This is a genomic window from Streptomyces sp. H27-H5, from assembly GCF_026627505.1.
In the GTDB taxonomy this organism is placed as follows: Bacteria; Actinomycetota; Actinomycetes; order Streptomycetales; family Streptomycetaceae; genus Streptomyces.
On the sequence record NZ_JAPNLK010000010.1, the window covers coordinates 1 to 17,927 of the forward strand.

At 70.7% G+C, this 17,927-nt stretch carries 18 protein-coding genes and 1 tRNA gene; 14 read left to right on the top strand and 5 right to left on the bottom strand.

Features of this window, described 5'->3' with window-relative positions; genetic code table 11:
• From OTB19_RS06490 to OTB19_RS06505, 4 genes are all read left to right on the top strand, one after another.
• A partial coding sequence (locus OTB19_RS06490; protein ID WP_267797059.1) for a hypothetical protein occupies window positions 1-222 on the top strand: 222 nt, incomplete at its 5' end.
• 189 nt (window positions 223-411) lie between these two features.
• Entirely contained in the window at window positions 412-783 is a 372-nt protein-coding gene (locus OTB19_RS06495) for a WhiB family transcriptional regulator (protein ID WP_053676354.1), read from the top strand.
• The gene (locus OTB19_RS06500) at window positions 780-1,112 is read left to right on the top strand and encodes a hypothetical protein (RefSeq protein ID WP_053676353.1); all 333 of its coding nucleotides are present in this window, start codon (window positions 780-782) and stop codon (window positions 1,110-1,112) included. Before OTB19_RS06495 ends, OTB19_RS06500 begins: the two co-directional genes overlap by 4 nt.
• A gap of 99 nt (window positions 1,113-1,211) precedes the next feature.
• On the top strand, window positions 1,212-1,418 hold the full coding sequence (locus OTB19_RS06505; RefSeq protein WP_267797060.1) for a hypothetical protein: 207 nt from the start codon (window positions 1,212-1,214) through the stop codon (window positions 1,416-1,418).
• Window positions 1,419-1,500: 82 nt separating this feature from the next.
• Here OTB19_RS06505 and OTB19_RS06510 read toward each other — a convergent pair whose 3' ends face one another.
• Both OTB19_RS06510 and OTB19_RS06515 read right to left on the bottom strand, forming a co-directional pair.
• Window positions 1,501-2,910 (bottom strand): ABC1 kinase family protein, encoded by a 1,410-nt coding sequence (locus OTB19_RS06510; protein ID WP_267797061.1) that lies wholly within the window; start codon window positions 2,908-2,910, stop codon window positions 1,501-1,503.
• 102 nt (window positions 2,911-3,012) lie between these two features.
• Window positions 3,013-4,173 carry a ThiF family adenylyltransferase gene (locus tag OTB19_RS06515; RefSeq protein WP_267797062.1) on the bottom strand — a complete coding sequence of 387 codons (1,161 nt, stop codon included), beginning with the start codon at window positions 4,171-4,173 and terminating at the stop codon, window positions 3,013-3,015.
• Window positions 4,174-4,484: 311 nt separating this feature from the next.
• On the opposite strand from OTB19_RS06515, the gene OTB19_RS06520 reads away from it, so the two are divergent.
• The 4 genes from OTB19_RS06520 (at window position 4,485) to OTB19_RS06535 (ending at window position 8,325) form a co-directional block, all read left to right on the top strand.
• Complete coding sequence (locus tag OTB19_RS06520; protein WP_267797063.1) at window positions 4,485-5,048, top strand: M48 family metallopeptidase; 564 nt, start codon at window positions 4,485-4,487, stop codon at window positions 5,046-5,048.
• A gap of 135 nt (window positions 5,049-5,183) precedes the next feature.
• Window positions 5,184-6,851: a TerD family protein gene (locus tag OTB19_RS06525; RefSeq protein ID WP_267797064.1), complete on the top strand. Its 1,668-nt coding sequence runs from the start codon at window positions 5,184-5,186 to the stop codon at window positions 6,849-6,851.
• A gap of 20 nt (window positions 6,852-6,871) precedes the next feature.
• Window positions 6,872-7,552, top strand: a complete 681-nt coding sequence (locus OTB19_RS06530; RefSeq protein WP_053676492.1) for an AIM24 family protein — start codon at window positions 6,872-6,874, stop codon at window positions 7,550-7,552.
• Between the two features lie 17 nt (window positions 7,553-7,569).
• Window positions 7,570-8,325 carry an AIM24 family protein gene (locus OTB19_RS06535; protein WP_267797065.1) on the top strand — a complete coding sequence of 252 codons (756 nt, stop codon included), beginning with the start codon at window positions 7,570-7,572 and terminating at the stop codon, window positions 8,323-8,325.
• A gap of 106 nt (window positions 8,326-8,431) precedes the next feature.
• Here the strand turns inward: OTB19_RS06535 and OTB19_RS06540 are convergent, their stop codons facing one another.
• Together OTB19_RS06540 and OTB19_RS06545 are read right to left on the bottom strand one after the other, a co-directional pair.
• Entirely contained in the window at window positions 8,432-8,968 is a 537-nt protein-coding gene (locus OTB19_RS06540) for an NUDIX hydrolase (RefSeq protein WP_267797066.1), read from the bottom strand.
• The gene (locus tag OTB19_RS06545) at window positions 8,965-10,383 is read right to left on the bottom strand and encodes a zinc-dependent metalloprotease (protein ID WP_267797067.1); all 1,419 of its coding nucleotides are present in this window, start codon (window positions 10,381-10,383) and stop codon (window positions 8,965-8,967) included. The genes OTB19_RS06540 and OTB19_RS06545 overlap by 4 nt, the downstream gene beginning before the upstream one ends.
• Before the next feature lie 192 nt (window positions 10,384-10,575).
• Between OTB19_RS06545 and OTB19_RS06550 the strand changes: the two genes are divergently transcribed.
• The 4 genes from OTB19_RS06550 to OTB19_RS06565 all read left to right on the top strand — a co-directional run bounded on the left by OTB19_RS06550 (window position 10,576) and on the right by OTB19_RS06565 (window position 13,952).
• Entirely contained in the window at window positions 10,576-11,757 is a 1,182-nt protein-coding gene (locus tag OTB19_RS06550) for an SDR family oxidoreductase (protein ID WP_267797068.1), read from the top strand.
• Window positions 11,758-11,921: 164 nt separating this feature from the next.
• On the top strand, window positions 11,922-12,383 hold the full coding sequence (locus OTB19_RS06555; protein ID WP_267797069.1) for a molybdenum cofactor biosynthesis protein MoaE: 462 nt from the start codon (window positions 11,922-11,924) through the stop codon (window positions 12,381-12,383).
• A 178-nt stretch (window positions 12,384-12,561) separates the two neighbouring features.
• Window positions 12,562-12,759, top strand: a complete 198-nt coding sequence (locus OTB19_RS06560) for a hypothetical protein (RefSeq protein ID WP_267797070.1) — start codon at window positions 12,562-12,564, stop codon at window positions 12,757-12,759.
• Window positions 12,760-12,863: 104 nt separating this feature from the next.
• Window positions 12,864-13,952 carry a PDZ domain-containing protein gene (locus tag OTB19_RS06565; RefSeq protein ID WP_267797071.1) on the top strand — a complete coding sequence of 363 codons (1,089 nt, stop codon included), beginning with the start codon at window positions 12,864-12,866 and terminating at the stop codon, window positions 13,950-13,952.
• Window positions 13,953-14,014: 62 nt separating this feature from the next.
• On the opposite strand, the gene OTB19_RS06570 is transcribed toward OTB19_RS06565, so the two are convergent.
• Window positions 14,015-14,587, bottom strand: a complete 573-nt coding sequence (locus tag OTB19_RS06570) for a PPA1309 family protein (protein ID WP_267797072.1) — start codon at window positions 14,585-14,587, stop codon at window positions 14,015-14,017.
• A gap of 132 nt (window positions 14,588-14,719) precedes the next feature.
• On the opposite strand from OTB19_RS06570, the gene OTB19_RS06575 reads away from it, so the two are divergent.
• Together OTB19_RS06575 and OTB19_RS06580 are read left to right on the top strand one after the other, a co-directional pair.
• Window positions 14,720-17,599, top strand: coding sequence for a UPF0182 family protein (locus OTB19_RS06575; RefSeq protein ID WP_267797160.1), 2,880 nt, complete (start codon window positions 14,720-14,722; stop codon window positions 17,597-17,599).
• A gap of 52 nt (window positions 17,600-17,651) precedes the next feature.
• Window positions 17,652-17,725, top strand: a tRNA-Met gene (locus OTB19_RS06580).
• The last annotated feature ends 202 nt before the right edge of the window (window positions 17,726-17,927 follow it).

A 17,927-nucleotide genomic window follows, 5' to 3' on the forward strand; every position in this document is an offset into this window, starting at 1 on the left:
CGGATCGCCCTGCTGGCCGCGCACATCCGCGACTACTACACCAGCGACTACGCACTGGTCGTCCTTGGCCTCGTCCCGGATCTGGCGGCCTGGCTCACCGAGCGCTCCGGATTGTCGGCCGCACTAGGCGGACGCACCCGGGCCTACGCCGACGGAACGGCCATTCCGGATGTGGACCTGGGCCACCGCGCTCACAGCTTGCTGACACCGATCCGCGAGTAGCCTCAACCAGGCGATGGCGGCGCAACCCGACCCCGGCCCACCGTGTGCCGGACCGAAGCCGGGTCGTCCGAGGACCGCTTCCCGCAGGATGCCTGCGCGCTCACACAGCGTCACCAATCCAGCCACGCCCAACCGGCAAAGGACCTGCGACGCGCTGCACTAGTCAACCAAGACGAGGAAGAAACCACCGTGCAACTCGAAGCGCACGCCCCGTCCGTACCGCAGACCCAAACGATCTCCCCGCCCGCAGTCCCGGAGGACTCCACCTTGACTCCCCTCACCGCGCTGACCGCGCTCGACGACGCCATCGAGAACCTCGGCGTCCCCGTCCCCTGCCGTACCTTCGACCCCGAGGTCTTCTTCGCCGAGTCCCCGGCCGACGTCGAGTACGCCAAGTCGCTCTGCGGCACCTGCCCGCTGGTCGAGGCCTGCCTCGCCGGCGCGAAGGAGCGCCGCGAGCCCTGGGGCGTCTGGGGAGGCGAGCTGTTCGTCCAGGGCGTCGTCGTCGCCCGGAAGCGGCCCCGCGGTCGCCCGCGCAAGAACCCGGTTGTCGCGGCATGACCGCCATCGGCACCATCGACCGCCCCCTGACGCGCGACCCCTTGAAGCAGGCCCTCATGTCCACCCACACCACCACGAGCGAGCAGCCGCACGGCTCCGCCACCGCAGACTTCATCACCGCAGGCGCGATCACCTCGCGTCAGAACAGGACCCGCGAAATGCAACTCATCCCAGAAGCCATGGCTCGTGCCCATATGGACGACCGCATGCGTGAGGCGGACGCCGAGCGTCACGCCCTGCGCCTGGTCGCCGCCCGGCGCATGCAGCGCCGAGCCGAGCGCGTTTCGATGCGCGCCCGGCGGGCCCTCGCCATGGCCGTCATGAACTGAGCACCGAAGGAACAGCACCCGGGGGGACCGGTCCGAAAGGACCGGTCCCCCCGGGGCGTTGCGGAGCGCGCCCACCCCCGGCGGGGATATCGTCTGCGGGTGGACCAGCCGACTCCCCGCCCCACCCCGCCGGGACCCGAGGCCCAGCCCGTCGTCTGCGCGGGGTGCGGTGCCGACGCCCCGGACGGCGCGCCGCCCACCTGGACCTGCTCCGTGGAGAACGGGACCAGGCAGTACTTCTGCGTCGCATGCGCCCGCGCCAACCTCCGGGCGATCGAAGGCCGGCTCGACTCCTCCTGGTGGTGACCGGCGGCGCCACCCGAGGCCCCGCCGCCCGAAACCCTCCAGCCGAGGCCCCGGCCCCTCCGCCCGGCCACCGCCGGGCGCACTACTTCCCCCGCTCGCCATCCTTCGCGAGGTCCTTCTCGCGATCCGCTCCGCGATCCGCCTCGGGTGCCCGCTCGGGTTCCAGGTCCTCGGGCAGGAACCCCGGGAGCCAGGACTCCAGTTCCTCGCGGAGCCGCACCGTCGCACCCAACTGGCACAGCACGCCGAGGGTGCTCAACGTGACCCGGTGGATGAGCAGGTACGACGGCGGCAGATTGATCTGTCGTCCCAACTGGTGCGCGGGGGAGCGGGGATCGGCGATCCGTGCCGCCTGGCCGCGCAGCCACGGGCGGGTGAAGGTGAACTCGTCGGCCTCGACCGGTTCGAGCAGGGGCTCCAGATAGTCGAGCACCGCCTCCGGGTCCAGCTCGATGGACTCCTTCACGAACCCCTCGGCGCGCAGGTGCTCGTAGACCCCCTCGGCGTCACCGCCCAGCGTCAGCCGCAGCGACCGACCGATGGGCTTGGGCCAGCCACCCGGAAGGCGATCGACCGTCCCGAAGTCCAGTACGCCCAACCGCATCCGGCCGTCCTCGCCCGCTATCAGCCGGAAGTTCCCGGGATGCGGATCGGCGTGCAACAGCCCGGTGCGCGCCGGCCCGGAGAAGAGGAACCGGGCCAGCAACTGCCCGGCACGGTCCCGCTCCTCCTGCGTGCCGTCCGCTATCACCTCCGACAGCGGGGTCCCGTCCATCCACTCGGTCACCAGCACCTCGTCGCCCTGGTGCACGACGTCCGGCACGACCACGTCCTCGTCGCCGTCGAAGGCGTCCGCGTGCGTCCGCTGCGCCTCGGCCTCCAGCTCGTAGTCCAACTCCTCCGAGACCCGGTCACGCAGTTCGGTGATCAGCGGCTTGATGTCCATGCCCGGAATCAGCGGCCCCAACAGCCCCGCGAACCGGCTCAGTTGCCTGAGATCCGACAGCAACGCCTCGCCGGCTCCCGGGTACTGCACCTTCACCGCCACCTGACGGCCGTCGTGCCACACCGCACGGTGCACCTGACCGATCGAGGCGGCCGCCGCGGGCGTGTCCTCGAACTCCTCGAACAAGTCGCGCCAGTCCTCGCCGAGCCGCTCCGCGAGCACCTGGTGCACCCGGGCCGCCGGCAGCGGCGGGGCCGCCTCCTGGAGCTTGGTGAGCGCCGCCCGGTAGGGGCCGGCGATCTCCTCGGGCAGGGCCGACTCGAAGACGGACAGGGCCTGACCGAACTTCATCGCCCCGCCCTTCAGCTCGCCGAGCGTCCGGAACAGCTGATCGGCGGTGCGCTGCTGGAGCTCCCGCGCGACGATCTCCGCCGACTTGCCCCCGATCCGCTTTCCCAGCCCCCAGGTGGCCCGACCCGCGAAGCCCAGTGGCAGCGCGGCCAGCTTGACGGTACGAGTGACCGCCTTCCGGGGAAGATCAGACATACGCCCCTCCAGTTCCCAGACAGCCGTGCCGCGAGCGGCGGTTCAGGGGCGCGCCCCCTGAGGCAGACCAAACGCATCCTGTCATGACCCCCCGCGGCCTCCTCAGCCCGATCCTCCCCGCCCCCTTCCCGACACGGCCACACCGCCCCGGCCGGCGCCCGCCGTCGTCGGCGTCGCCTCCGCGACCCCGGCGGCGGAGCACGGGCAGTCCACATGAGGGCGAACCTCGGAGGGCTCCCAGCTCAGGCCCGGTAACGCGGCCTCCCATCGGGCTCCCGTCGAGGCGGGCAGACGTCCGTCGAGGAAGGACAGGGCGTGCCCGGCCGCCAACCCCGCCACCGCCGAGGCCAACCCCAGGTCGCAGGCCGCCGTGGCGCGCCTGCGATGCGCCGACCGCCACTGCACCAGCATCCTGGGCCAGGCCGGATCCCGATCGATCCGGTCGCGTTCCATGCAGCCCGCGCAGGCCGTGGCCCCCGGCAGCACCAGCGGCCCGACCAGCCCCGTGCCCTCCAACACCCCCGCGTACAGATGCGGGGTGCCCGTGGCCACCCAGTCCGCGGCCGTCTCCGGATCGGGGGCCCACGCCTGGAGCCCGTCCCGGGGAGCGACGACCACCAGGGAAAGCGCCGGCTCCGGCCCCTCCGCCTCCCCGGCGCGGGGAGCGCGCCCCGGGGCAGCCGCCCGCACGAGCGCCCCCGCGGCCTCCGCCCGCAACCGGCCCACACTCCCGGACCCCAACCCGCCCGGCGCCACATCGGCCGGCTGGACCCGACCCCCGTCGAGGACCTCGACCCGCCCCACCCCGGCCCCCGCGAGCACGGCCGCGATCACCGCGCCCACCCGCCCGCTCCCGCGCACCTGGACCCGTATCGCCCGCCGGGCCGCGACCGCCCGCAAGTCCCCACCCGGCTCCCGACGCACCAGCGAGAGCGAGGCGAGATCGGGCCCGAGCCGCTCCAGGCTCTCGGGCCTCCGACGCACCGCCTGGGCCCGGGGCCCACCCACGGTCGCGTCGTCCAACAGCCCGGCCCCCGCCAACCGTCGGATCAACTCGTCCACCCGACCCTCCGACAACCCCATCGCCGCGCCCTCCGCACGCAGCAGATCGATCCCCCGTGTCCCGTCGATCCGGTCCATGAACGCCCCGGTGGCCGTGTCCACCGGGCCGAGCACCACCGCATGCGCGGGAGTCACCCCGAACTGCACCGTCTGTAGATCCCGCCAGGCCCTCGCCAGCGCCGGCTTCACCTTCGGATACATGGCCGTCCCCTCGTTTCCGTCCCCGAGCCCCGAGCCCCGAGGCTCCCGATTCGCCGAGGCCCGAGCCCCCCGATTCCGCGAGCACCCGAGCCCCGGGGTCCCCGAAAGCCCCCGAAGCGGTCTTCCGCCTCCGTCCGCAACAACATTGCCCGTCCCCGGGAATCGGTGCGTGAGTTTGTCCACAGGCAAGGGGTATTAGGCATATGAGATGGAGAAAAGGGGTGTTCATGCGCGTAAGGGGCGCAGAGGGCGTTTCTGATATCGACGGCGAATCGATCATGTTCGAAGCGCGGACGAGCGGGACTTCCGCCATGACGAGCGGGTACCGTGCTGGCGTGTCCGCCGATCCCTCGCAGCGCGCCGTCGAAGTCCGCCGGAGCGCGCGCCGCCGCAGGACCGTTTCCGCATACCGTGAGGGTGACCGGACGGTCGTCCTGATCCCTGCCCGGATGTCGGAGGCGGAGGAGCAGCGCTGGGTGGGCGTCATGCTCGACAAGCTCGCCGCCCAGGAAAGCAAACGCACCCTCGGCGACACGGAACTGACCGAACGCGCCGAGCGTTTGTCCGAGCAGTACTTCGACGGCCGCGCCCGCCCCCGCTCGGTCCGTTGGGTCACCAACCAGAACACCCGCTGGGGTTCCTGCACCCCCGCCGAGGGCAGCATCCGCCTCTCCCACCGCCTCCAGGGCATGCCCGAGTACGTCGTCGACTACGTACTGCTGCACGAGCTGGCGCACCTCCTCGTCCCCGGTCACGGCCCGCGCTTCTGGCACCTGCTGGAGGCGTACCCGAAGACCGAACGGGCCCGCGGATACCTGGAGGGAGTGGTCGCGGCCGAGCGCCTTCCCGCGGTTCCCGGAGCGCGGGACGAATGATCATGGCGTGACAGGGCGTGATGTGTACCGGGTCGGTACCGACTTGGCTGGATGTCGGCGGAAGCCGTTAGCCTGAGCGGCAGCCGTTAGCCTGCGGCACTGCATTCACAGTCGGGATGGGGGACGGTCGGACGTATGGCCAGGGAATTCCAACGCGGCCACAAGGCCAAGATCAGCGATCTGACAGCGGGCACCGATCTGTACGTGGGCGTCCAGATCGCCGGGCCCGGGCTTGCCATCGACATCAGTTGCTTCGGCCTCGATGCGAACGAGCAGCTCTCGGACGATCGCTACTTCGTTTTCTACAACCAGCCGAAGTCGCCGGAAGAGTCCATTCAGCAGCTCGGCACGCAAGCGGGCGACAGCGAATCCTTCCGGGTGACTCTCGACCGGATCCCGCAGAACATCCACAAGCTGTCCTTCGCCGCCTCCATCGACGGCCCCGGGCAGATGTCGCAGATCGGCCCGGGCTACATCCGGATCGTGGCCGGCGGTGAGGAAGTCGTCCGCTACTCGTTCACGGGCGCGGAATTCAGCACCGAACGCGCCCTGATGATCGGCGATTTCTACCTCAAGGACGTGTGGCGCTTCGCCGCCGTCGGACAGGGCTTCGACGGCGGACTCGCCGCACTGCTGAAGAACTTCGGCGGCGAGGTGGCCGAGGACGAGGAGCCGCAGCAGCAGGCCCCGGCCCAGCCCGCGGGCACGCCCGGGTTCGCCCCGCCGCCGCAGGCGCAGGCCCCCGCGCCCGCCTTCGGTGCTCCCGCCCAGGCCCTGGCACCCGCACCCGCCCAGGCTCCCGCCCCCGCGCCGTCGTTCGGCACCCCGGCCGGCGCCCCGCAGCAGCCGGTGCACTCGGCCCCGACGATGGTCGGACCCCTCACGACGCAGCCCACCGCGCCGTACGGTCAGCCGCCCCACCCCCCGCAGCAGCCCGGAACCCCCTCGTACGGTCAGGTCCCGGGACAGCAGCCCGGCTACGGCGCCCAGGTGCCGCCGCCGGCCCCTGCCCCCGCTCCCTACGGGCAGCAGCCCTCGTACGGCCAGGTCCCCGGACAGCAGGCACCCCCGTACGGCGGTCAGCCGGCCTTCGGTCAGCAGCCGCCCCAGTACGCGCAGCAGCCCCAGCCGGCCGCCGCCGGACACGGCCTCGCCGCCGCGCTCCAGCCGTACAAGGAAGCCCCCACCGGCACCCGCTGGACCCCGCAGAACCAGCAGCTCATGCGGGTGGACCTGTCCATGGGCGGCCAGGCCGTCCTCGCCCGTCAGGGCAGCATGGTGCTCTACCAGGGCAAGGTCGACTTCAGCTACAAGGGAGCCGGGTTCGCCGGCCGCATCGTCGGCAACGCCACCGGCCAGGAGATGCAGCTGATGCGCTGCACCGGTCGCGGCCAGGTCTTCCTCGCCGAGAACGGCGCCCACCTGCACGCCATCGAGCTCCAGGGCGACGGCATCTGCGTCTCCGCGGAGAACGTCCTCGCCTTCGACGAGTCCCTCCAGCACGAGGTCCGTCGCATCGAGGGCCACGGCATCCCCGGCGGCGCCCTGTTCACGATGCAGTTCCAGGGCAGCGGCACGGTGATCGTCAAGACGCAGGGCGTCCCGGTCGTCCTGCCCGTCACCCCGACCACCTTCGCGGACAGCAACGCCATCGTCGCCTGGTCCGCCGCCTCGCAGGTGATCATCTCCAGCCAGGTCCGGCTGCGCCGCACCGCCTATCCGGGCCACAGCGGGGAGACCGTGAACCTCCAGTTCCGCGGCGCACCCGGCAACTTCATCGTCGTCCAGCCGTACGAGGTCTGAGGGAGCCCGTCATGAACGCCATGAACCAGCAACTCGCGGGATACGCCCCGACCCCCGTCACGGCCCGCATGGAGAACCACGGTCGAGCCATGCTCAAGGTCGCCATGCAGAGCGGCCAGGACCTGTTCGCGCGCACCGGATCGATGGTCGCGTACGAGGGCTTCGTCCAGTACGAGCCCAACCCGCCCGCCGTCCGCCAGATGGCCTCGCAGTGGATCACCGGCGAGGGCGCCCCGCTGATGAAGTGCACCGGCGACGGTCTGCTCTACCTCGCCGACTACGGCGCGGACGTCGTCGTCATCAACCTGAACAACGACGCCCTCTCCGTCAACGGCACCAACCTGCTCGCGTTCGACGCCCACCTCCAGTGGGGCGTCGAGCGGGTCAAGGGCATGGCCAAGTTCGCCGGCCAGGGCCTGTTCAACGTGCAGGTCTCCGGCACCGGCTGGGTGGCCATCACCTCCCGCGGCACCCCGATCGTCGTCGACTGCGGTCGCGGCGACGACGAGACGTACGTGGACCCCGACGCGCTCGTCGCCTGGTCCCCGAACCTGAAGGTCAAGGGGAAGCGCAGCTTCAAGGCCTCGTCGATGATCGGCCGGGGCAGCGGTGAGGCCTACCAGATGGCCTTCTCCGGCCAGGGAATCGTCGTGGTACAGCCCAGCGAGGACAGCACCGACCGGCTCCGGACCCGGGGCTGAGGGGGAGCGGACACATCATGCAGAGCGCACTTTTCGCCCACGCCGAGACGCAGTCCGAGGAGCGGTACACCGTCCAGAACCCGCAACTCCTGCGGGTCTCCCTGAGCGGCACCGACGACGTCCTCGCCCGCAAGGGCGCGATGGTCGCCTACCAGGGGATCGTCGACTTCGACGGCGAGTACCAGAGCACCACCCAGCGCACCGCCCGCGCCCGCACCGGCGAGGGCCTGGACCTGATGCGCTGCTCCGGACAGGGCACGGTCTACCTGGCCAACCTGGCCCAGTACGTGCACGTCGTGGACGTGGACCGGGACGGTCTCACCGTCGACAGCAGCTACGTGCTGGCGCTGGACTCCACCCTGCACACCGAGGCCATCGCGGTGGACAGCCAGTACGGGATCTCCGGCTCCGGCAAGTACCAGCTCAACATCAGCGGCCGCGGCAAGGTCGCCCTGATGACCTCCGGCCAGCCGCTGATGATGCAGGTCACGCCCGACAAGTACGTCAACGCGGACGCCGACGCGATCGTCGCCTGGTCCACCTCGCTGCGGGTGCAGATGCAGGCCCAGACGCACTCCACCGGAGTCTGGCGGCGCCGCGGCAACACCGGCGAGGGCTGGGAACTCAGCTTCCTCGGCACCGGCTTCGCCCTCGTGCAGCCCAGCGAGGCACTGCCGCCGCAGAACGCCCAGATCGGTCAGGGCGCCGCGGCCCAGTTCGGCATGGGCCAGCAGGGCGCCCACAGCCAGAACCAGAACAACGCCTGGAACTGATCCGAGCCACGGCACGGCGCGCGAGAGCGGCGCGGTACACCACGCCTGACGCCGCAAGGGGCGGGTCCCGAGGGACCCGCCCCTTGCGCATGCCCTCCCGGCCGTCTCAGAGACGCGCCAGGCTCGCTTCCATCAGCCGCACGACCGAGGCGTCGGCCACCGCCGCGACCTCCGCGTACGGGAACCAGCGCAGGTCCAGCGACTCCTCGCTGATCTCCGCGACCGCGTCGGCCGGGGCCAGCGCCGCGTACTGCACGTCCAGGTGCCAGTTGCAGGGCTCCGGGATCGGATGCCGGTCCAGCCGCACGGGCCCGCCCGGCAGCAGGGTCAGCCCGCCGGCGATCCCCGACTCCTCGACGGCCTCGCGCAACGCCACCTCCGCGAGGGTGGCGTCACCGGGCTCGCAGTGACCACCCATCTGGAGCCACATGCCCAGCTTCTTGTGCAGGGTGAGCAGGACGCGCCCCCGCACCGGGTCGATCACCAGCGCGCTGCCCGTGACGTGTCCGGCCCGGCAGGGCTTGTAGACCCCGTCGGGGTGGGCGGCGAGGTGCTCCAGGTAGAGGTCCCGCAACCCGCTCTGCTGCTCATCGGTCGGCGCGAGGTCCTTCAGGACCGCGACCGCGTCGTCGTACAGGCTCACTTCTTCTCTTCGCCCTCGCCCTTGTCGCCCTGATCACGCTTCTCGGCGGCCTCGCCGAGCATCTTGTCGATCTCCGAGAAGTCCAGCTGCTCGCGGTGCACGAACCCGTCCGGGTCGTCCAGGTCGGAGGCCGTCGGCAGCATGTCCGGGTGCTCCCACAGCCCGTCGCGGCCGTCCACACCCCGCGCGTCGGTGAGCGAGGCCCACAGCCGCGAGGCGTCGCGCAGCCGGCGCGGACGCAGCTCCAGCCCGATCAGCGTGGCGAAGGTCTGCTCGGCCGGACCGCCGGAGGCGCGCCGCCGGCGCATCGTCTCGCGCATGGCGTCCGCCGAGGTCAGACGGGGCTTGGCGGCCTCGTGCACCACCGCGTCGACCCAGCCCTCGACCAGCGCGAGCGCCGTCTCCAGGCGCGCCAGGGCCGCCTTCTGCTCCGGGGTGTCCTGCGGCTGGAACATGCCGCCCGCGAGGGCCTCCTGCAACTGCTCCGGATTCGACGGGTCGAGCTGGCCGACCACGTCCTCCAGCTTCGAGGTGTCGACCTTGATGCCGCGGGCGTAGCCCTCGACCGCCCCGAACAGGTGCGAGCGCAGCCACGGCACGTGCGCGAACAGGCGCGCGTGCGCCGCCTCGCGCAGCGCCAGGTACAGCCTGACCTCTTCGGCCGGCACGCCCAGGTCCTTGCCGAAGCCCTCGATGTTCAGCGGCAGCAGGGCGGCCTTGCCGGTCGGGCCCAGCGGGAGCCCGATGTCGGTCGAGCCGACGACCTCGCCCGCGAGCACGCCCACCGCCTGCCCGATCTGCTGGCCGAACATGGCGCCGCCCATGGAACGCATCATGCCGAGCAGCGGGCCCGCCATGGCCTGCATCTCCTCGGGCAGCACCCCGCCCATGGCCGCCCCGACGCGCTCGGCGACCGGGTCCACGAGCTCCTTCCACACCGGGAGGGTCGCCTCGACCCACTCGGCGCGGCTCCACGCCACCGCCGTGTTCGCGCCCGACGGCAGCGAGGTCACCCCATCCAGCCACAGGTCGGCCAGGCGTACGGCCTCTTGGACCGCCGACTTCTCGGCGACGCCGACGCTGGTGTCCTTCACCCCGTCGGCGGTGCCCTGCGCGACGGTCTGGCGGGCGATGTCCTTGGCCATGTCCCAGTTCACGGGGCCGCCCTCGTAGCTCAGCATCTGGCCGAGCTGCTGGAAGGCCGCGCCGAGGTCGTTCGGATTCATGGCACCGAACATCGAGGCGAACGGGTTGTCCGCACCGCCCGGGCCGCCGGCGCCCGGCAGGCCCATGCCGGGGAACCCGAACGGATTCGCCGGGCCGCCCTGACCGCCCTCGTTGCCCTTCTTCTTGCCTTCGTCGCCGTTCTCCGGCTCCTCCGGCGGAAGGCCGAATCCGAATGGGGTGTCGCTCACGGGGTTTCCTCGGCTCGTAGGGCCGCCGGCGGGAGCCGACGGCAATGGTCCGACAACACCACCCAGCGTAGACACCCCGCCCGCTTCCGGGCTCGGTGCTCCGCCGACTCCTGGGCTGCGGCAGGATGGACATCACCTGGTAGGTACGCGTCACGGTGCGTCCCTACTGAAGACAACCGCTGGAGACGCCTGGTGAGTTCCCCGGATCCGCAGCTTTCGGACAAGCACAGCCGCGCGCCGCAGGACGCCGAAGACAGCCCTGAGCACGGTGACAGCGCCCCTGGCGTTCGCCAGACGCGAAACGAGCCCGCCCCCCGCCGACACAACCCCGTGATCGCCGTGACGGGTGCCGCGTCGGGCGTCGGCGCCGCCCTGGTGGCCCGCCTCGTCGAATCCGACGAGGTCAAGCACGTCGTCGCGATCGACGAGCGGCGCGGCGACTGCGCCGCCGCGCAGTGGCACGTCCTGGACGTACGGGACCCCGCGATCGCCGAGAAGCTGCGCGGCGCGGACGTCGTCGTCCACCTCGCGCTCGACCTCGACTTGGAAACGGACCCGGCGGCCCGCACCGCCTACAACGTGCGCGGAACCCAGACCGTCCTGACGGCCGCCGCCGCGGCCGGGGTGCACCGGGTCGTGCTGTGCACCTCCGCCATGGTCTACGGGGCGCTCCCGGACAACGACATCCCGCTGACCGAGGACGCCGAGCTGCGGGCCACCGCCGAGGCCACCGGCGTCGGCGACCTGCTGGAGATCGAGCGGCTCGGCCGCCGGGCCCCCCGCGCGCACCCCGGGCTGAACGTCACCGTGGTACGCCCCGCGGTCCTGGTCGGAGGCACCGACACGGCGCTGACCCGGTACTTCGAGTCCCCGCGCCTGCTCGTGGTCGCGGGATCCCGGCCCACCTGGCAGTTCTGCCACGTCGAGGACCTGGTCAGCGCCCTGGAGTACGCGGCGCTGGAGAAGGTCGAGGGCGAGCTGGCGGTCGGCTGCGAGGGCTGGCTGGAGCAGGAGGAGGTCGAGGAGCTGAGCGGCATCCGCCGCATGGAGCTGCCCTCGGCGGTCGCCTTGGGCGCCGCGGCCCGACTCCACCGGATCGGCCTGACGCCGTCCCCGGCCGGCGACCTCGCCTACACGATGCACCCGTGGGTGGTCAGCGTCAGCGGGCTGCACGCGGCCGGCTGGCGGCCCCGCTGGACCAACGAGGAAGTGCTCGCCGAACTGCTCCAGGAGGTCGCGGGCCGGCACACCGTCGCGGGCCGTCGCCTGGGCCGCAAGGACGCCGCCACGGCCGCCGGCGCCGCCGGCGCGACCGTCGCCCTCCTCGGCGCGGCCGCCGCGGTCCGCCGCGCCCGCAAGCGCCGGGGGATCTGAGCAGCCGGGCCGACGCGCGCCCCGCCCCGGCCCGGGGCGGGCGCTCGGCCCCGGTCGAGAGCGGGCCGGGCCGTGCTTCCTGTAGAAGGCTCCATACGGGCGGGTCGTACAGCCGGTCGAATCGGCTCTACCGCGATCCGAAAACCGTGGTGCACGATGGCTGTATGGATCCGCACTTCGACCACCCCGGCGAGCAGGCCGCTCCGGACCCGATCCGCCTGCTCGAAATCCGTGAGACCCCGCTCTCGATCGACGAGGTCTTCCAGGCCGTCGGCGACGACGCGACGGGCGGCACGACCCTCTTCGTCGGCACCGTGCGCAACCACGACAGCGGAGCGGACGTGGACTCCCTCGGCTACTCCTGCCACCCGACGGCGGAGGCCGAGATGCGCCGCGTCGCCGAGCGCGTCGTGGCCAAGTTCCCGGTCCGCGCCCTCGCGGCCGTCCACCGCGTCGGCGACCTGTCCGTGGGCGACCTCGCGGTCGTCGTCGCCGTGTCCTGCCCGCACCGCGGCGAGGCCTTCGAGGCCTGCCGGATGCTGATCGACGACCTCAAGCACGAGGTGCCGATCTGGAAGCACCAGACGTTCGCGGACGGCACCGAGGAGTGGGTCGGCGCCTGCTGAGCCCTTCCGCGCGCGCCCACACCCCCCGGTACACCCCCGGCGGCGGGGCCGCCTCCGCAAGGGGGTAACCTCGCACCCGTTCGGCCGCGCAACACGCCCCCGATTTGCGTAACCCCTTTCCGGGCACGAGCGTTGAAGCCACCAACGACACGTACTTTCGGGGCAGGGAGGCACGTCCATGGCATCATTGGCGTGGTTGCTGATTCCGCTGTTCGCCGCCATCGGAGCGGCGATATGGGGCAGCTGGGCGGCTCGCGACCGGACATCCGGCGACATATCCGAGCTGGCCGGCTACGCGAGGTTCCGCGAGGTCATGGACAAGACCGACCACACCAGGACGAAGGCGGAGGTGCACTCCGGTTCCGACGCCGTCTGAGGCGTCCCGTGAGTCCCTGAGAATCGCCTGAGAGTTCCCGCGCACGACCCCGTACGGCCCGGCCCCACGGGCCGCCTGCCAGGGGCGTCCCGTACTGTCGATCCATGCCACGCCGCACCGCGACGATGCTCGCCTCCACCCTCGTCCTGTTCGCGCTGCTCTGCGCAGGGGTGTTCCTGAAGGTCCCGTACGCCGAGATGAGCCCGGGTCCCACGGTGAACACGCTCGGGGACTCGCGCGGCGAGCCGGTGCTCAGCATCTCGGGGCACAAGACCTACCCCACCAGCGGTCACCTCAACATGACGACCGTCCGGGTCACCGGCGCGGACTACGACATGAACCTGCTGGAAGCGGCGTACGGGTGGCTGTCCGGCGACAACATCGTGGTGCCGCACGAGAACCTCTACCCGAACGGGAAGACGGAGAAGCAGTCCACGCAGGAGAACGCCGAGGAGTTCAGCCAGTCCCAGGAGAGCGCCAAGGTCGCGGCGCTCAAGCAGCTGAAGATCCCGGTCACCCCGCACGTCATCGTGTCCTCCGTGGTCAAGGGCGGCCCCGCCGAGGGCATCCTGCACGCCGGCGACGTGATCAAGTCCGTGGACGGCACCCCCGTGGCCGAGGCCGCCGACGTGGCCAGGCTCGTCACCAAGCACAAGGTCGGGGAGCCCGTCGAGTTCGTCGTCGTCCCCGCGAAGGAGATGGCGGAGGCGGAGAAGGGCAACCGCGAGCCCGGCGCCACCGCCAAGATCAAGGTCACCACGGGCAAGGCCGAGGACGACGGTCACGCCATCGTCGGGATCCGGGCCGGGATCGACCACACCTTCCCGTTCCCCATCGACATCAACCTCGCCGACGTCGGCGGTCCGAGCGCCGGTCTCATGTTCGCGCTCGGCATCGTCGACAAGCTGACCCCCGAGAACCTGACCGGCGGGAAGTTCGTCGCCGGCACCGGCACCATCGACGACGACGGCAAGGTCGGCCCGATCGGCGGCATCCAGATGAAGACCATCGGCGCCCGCCAGGCCGGCGCCGAGTACTTCCTGACCCCGGCCGACAACTGCGCCGCCGCCTCCTCCCACGTGCCCGATGGGCTCACGCTGGTGAAGGTGTCCACCATCGACGACGCCGCCAAGGCGCTGGAGAAGATCTCCAAGGGGGAGACGGCAGGGCTGCCGCAGTGCGGCAAGCCCTGACCGGCCCCCGAAGAACCCCGCGAGCGACGATCCGGGTCCGGCACGGGCCGGTCCGGGTCCGGTCAGTCCAGGAAGGTCGCGGCCAGTGCCTCGGCCAGCCCCGGCACCAGGGTCGCGCCCGTCAGCACCTCGGTCGACGAGTCCTTCTCGCGCAGCCGGACGGCCGACTCCCGCGACCCGTCCCGCAGGACACCCACGGTCAGCCGCACCTCCTGCCGGTCCGGATGCCCGGCGACCCACTTGGCCAGCTGCTTGTCGCCGAGCCCCTCCGGGACGGAGGCCTCCGCCGACGGCGGCAGCATCAGACGCTCCACGGTCAGCGCGCAGCCGACGATCGCGGCGGGCCAGGCGATGGTCCCCAGGAACTTGTCCAGCGGGGTCCCCGCCGGCACCTGGTCCTGTTCGATCGGGGTGAGCTGGCTCTTGCCCGCGTCGTCCTGGTCGAGGCCCAGCTGACGGGCGAGGCCCGGCTCCTGCTTGCGCAGCTTGGCGGTGTCGACCAGGGCGAACAGCCGGGCCGGCTTGTCCCAGCCGAGGGTGGAGGCGTACTCGTCGATCTCGAGGACGGCGCGCGTCAGCGGGGAGGCGGCCATCGGGGTGCCGGCGGAAGGAGAAAGGTTGGACATGGACAACATCCTGCCTCCTTTCCACCCGATACCGGGAACTGACTAAAGCCTCAGTAAGTTGCATGAGTGGGCTCTACGATCGGGGGCCCCGTTGATGACCAGACCCAGCGACTTTCAGAGGTGCGCACCTTGGCTTTCCAGATGCCGGACCGCGGCGGAGGCCCTTCCGGGCCACGGATGAGAGTCGGCCGCCCGTCCCGGCGTGCCCGGACTCTATTGATGACCTTGGGCGTCCTGGCCGTCCTGGCCATGTTGTTCATCATGTTCGCGGGCTTCTGGACCGACTGGCTCTGGTTCCGGTCCGTCAAGTACTCCACGGTCTTCACCACCACCCTGTGGACCAAGGTCGGCCTCTTCGCCGTCTTCGGCCTGCTGATGGCGGGTGCCGTCGGCTTCAACATCTGGCTGGCCCACCGGCTGCGGCCGCCGCTCAGCGCGATGTCGATGGAGCAGCAGAGCCTCGACCGCTACCGCATGAGCGTCGCACCGTACAAGAAGTGGCTGCTCCTGGGCATCGCCGCCATCGTCGGCCTGATCGCCGGCGCCTCGGCGGCCGGCCAGTGGAAGACCTGGCTCATGTACGTGAACGGGGTGCCCTTCGGACAGAAGGACCCCCAATTCGGCCTGGACGTGTCGTTCTACACCTTCGACCTGCCCTGGTACCGCTTCCTGCTCGGCTTCGGCTTCGCCGCGATCGTCCTGTCGGTGATCGCCGCCGCCGTCGTGCACTACCTGTACGGCGGACTGCGCGTCACCAGCCCCGGCGCCCGGGCCACCGCCGCGGCCACCGGGCACCTGTCGGTGCTGCTCGGCCTCTTCGTGACGTTCAAGGCGATCGCGTACTGGCTCGACCGGTACGGCCTCGCCGTGAAGTCCAGCGACTTCAAGGCCGCCGACAACTGGACCGGCCTGCGCTACGTCGACGCCAACGCGTACCTCCCGGCCAAGACGATCCTCGTCGCCATCGCCGCGATCTGCGCGGTCCTGTTCTTCGCCACCCTGTGGCGCCGGACCTGGCAGCTGCCGGTCATCGGCTTCGGCCTGATGGTCCTCTCGGCGATCCTGATCGGCGGGCTGTACCCGGCGATCGTGCAGAAGTTCCAGGTCCAGCCGAACGAGCAGGCCAAGGAATCGCCGTACGTCCAGAAGAACATCAAGGCGACGCGCGACGCCTACGGGATCGCCCAGTCCGAGGTCAAGGACTACCCGGGCGTACCGCAGACCGAGGACAAGACCAAGCTGCGCCAGACCGCGGACACCACGGCCAGCGTCCGTCTCCTCGACCCGAACATCGTCTCGCCGGCCTTCCAGCAGCTCCAGCAGGTCAAGGGCTACTACGGCTTCCCGTCCACGCTCGCCGTGGACCGGTACAACGGCCAGGACACGGTCATCGGCCTGCGCGAGCTGAACATCGGCGGCATCCCGAAGAACAACTGGATCAACGACCACTTCAAGTACACCCACGGCTACGGCGTCGTCGCGGCCAAGGGCACCACCGTCGGTGACCAGGGCGCCCCCGACTTCACCCAGTCCGACCTGCCCTCCAAGGGCATGTTCGGCACGGACTTCGAGCAGCGCATCTACTACGGCGAGATGACGAAGCAGTACTCGATCGTCGGCGGACCGCAGAAGGAGCTCGACTACTCGGACGACAAGGGCGAGAAGGAGACGAGCTACAAGGGCGACTCCGGGGTCAATCTCGACAACCCGGTCAACCGTGCGGCCTACGCGCTCTCCTTCAACGAGCCGCAGATCCTGTACTCCGGGGCCATCGGCGAGGGCTCGCGGATCCTGTACCACCGCACGCCCAAGGAGCGCGTCGAGGCCGTCGCGCCGTGGCTGACCATCGACGGGGCGCCGTACCCGGCGGTCGTCGACGGCCGGATCAAGTGGATCGTCGACGCCTACACGACGACCAACGGCTACCCGTACGCCTCGCGCACCACGCTGGGCCAGAGCACCGCGGACTCGCTGACCAACAGCCAGCGCGCGGTGGTCGCCCAGGAGAACCAGGTCAACTACATCCGCAACTCGGTGAAGGCGACCGTCGATGCGTACGACGGCACGGTCGACCTGTACCAGTGGGACAAGGAAGACCCGGTCCTCAAGACCTGGATGAAGGCGTTCCCGGGCACGGTCAAGGCCAAGAGCGAGATCCCCAAGGCGCTCATGGACCACCTGCGCTACCCGCAGGACCTCTTCAAGGTCCAGCGCGAGCTGCTCACCCGCTACCACGTCACGGACCCGCAGACCTTCCTCAGCGGCAGTGAGGCCTGGGCCGTCCCGGACGACCCGACCGTCAAGGCGGGCACGGCGCTTCCGCCGTACTACCTGTCGATGAAGATGCCGGACCAGAAGGAGAAGGACCAGGTCTTCTCGCTCACCACGACGTTCACGCCGAACGAGCGCGACAACCTGAGCGCCTACATGGCGGTCAACGCCGATCCGGGCACCCCGGACTACGGCAAGATCAGAATCCTGAAGCTGCCGACCAGCAAGCCGGTCGACGGGCCCAAGCAGGTGCAGAGCAAGTTCCAGTCCGAACCGAAGATCGCCGAGTCGATCCGCCTGCTGCGCGGTGGTGACTCCGAGGTCGAGTACGGAAACCTGCTCGCGGTGCCGCTCGACGGCGGAATGCTCTACGTGGAGCCGGTGTACGTCCGCAGTTCCGGGCTGAAGTACCCGCTGCTGCGCAAGGTGCTGGTGACCTACGGCGGCCAGACGGCCTTCGAGGACACGCTGGAGAAGGCACTGAACGTCGTCTTCGGGGCCGAGGCGCCGACCGTGCCCGTGACCCCGGAGAAGCCGCCGGGCGAAGGCACCGTCACCCCGCCGACCGCCCAGGACCCGACGGTCAAGGCGGCGCTGTCGGACGCACAGAAGGCCATCGAGGCGGCCGAGAAGGCCCGCCAGTCCGGTGACTGGACGGCGTTCGGCAAGGCCCAGGAGGACATCAAGGCGGCGCTTCAGCGGGCGATCGACGCCGAGGCGAAGCTCACGGCTCCCAAGTCCGGAGGCTGACGATCACTTGGTAATGGCTCCGTCCCGCGTCGTGCTACTGTGGTTTTACCGACGCGGGGTGGAGCAGCTCGGTAGCTCGCTGGGCTCATAACCCAGAGGTCGCAGGTTCAAATCCTGTCCCCGCTACTGAAAACGAAGGCCCGGATCCCATGGGATCCGGGCCTTCGTCATGTCCGCGAAGGGGCGCGGACATGACGCGTGACGAACGCGTGACGGACACGGGGTCGCTGGGGCGGGTGAGTTGGGGCAGGAGCGTGTTTGACTTGTCTCTCTGTGGGCATGTCGACAAAACGCTGTAGTGACCTCACTGGCTGCGACATACCAGGTG

What these genes read in the sequence shown, in the direction of transcription:
- OTB19_RS06535 (WP_267797065.1), top strand. Translation starts at nt 7,570, where the DNA reads ATGCAGAGCGCACTTTTCGCCCACGCCGAGACGCAGTCCGAGGAGCGG.
- OTB19_RS06560 (WP_267797070.1), top strand. Translation starts at nt 12,562, where the DNA reads ATGGCATCATTGGCGTGGTTGCTGATTCCGCTGTTCGCCGCCATCGGA.
- OTB19_RS06515 (WP_267797062.1), bottom strand. Translation starts at nt 4,173, where the DNA reads ATGTATCCGAAGGTGAAGCCGGCGCTGGCGAGGGCCTGGCGGGATCTA.
- OTB19_RS06530 (WP_053676492.1), top strand. Translation starts at nt 6,872, where the DNA reads ATGAACCAGCAACTCGCGGGATACGCCCCGACCCCCGTCACGGCCCGC.
- OTB19_RS06525 (WP_267797064.1), top strand. Translation starts at nt 5,184, where the DNA reads ATGGCCAGGGAATTCCAACGCGGCCACAAGGCCAAGATCAGCGATCTG.
- OTB19_RS06500 (WP_053676353.1), top strand. Translation starts at nt 780, where the DNA reads ATGACCGCCATCGGCACCATCGACCGCCCCCTGACGCGCGACCCCTTG.
- OTB19_RS06570 (WP_267797072.1), bottom strand. Translation starts at nt 14,587, where the DNA reads ATGTTGTCCATGTCCAACCTTTCTCCTTCCGCCGGCACCCCGATGGCC.
- OTB19_RS06565 (WP_267797071.1), top strand. Translation starts at nt 12,864, where the DNA reads ATGCCACGCCGCACCGCGACGATGCTCGCCTCCACCCTCGTCCTGTTC.
- OTB19_RS06555 (WP_267797069.1), top strand. Translation starts at nt 11,922, where the DNA reads ATGGATCCGCACTTCGACCACCCCGGCGAGCAGGCCGCTCCGGACCCG.
- OTB19_RS06510 (WP_267797061.1), bottom strand. Translation starts at nt 2,910, where the DNA reads ATGTCTGATCTTCCCCGGAAGGCGGTCACTCGTACCGTCAAGCTGGCC.
- OTB19_RS06575 (WP_267797160.1), top strand. Translation starts at nt 14,720, where the DNA reads ATGCCGGACCGCGGCGGAGGCCCTTCCGGGCCACGGATGAGAGTCGGC.
- OTB19_RS06520 (WP_267797063.1), top strand. Translation starts at nt 4,485, where the DNA reads ATGACGAGCGGGTACCGTGCTGGCGTGTCCGCCGATCCCTCGCAGCGC.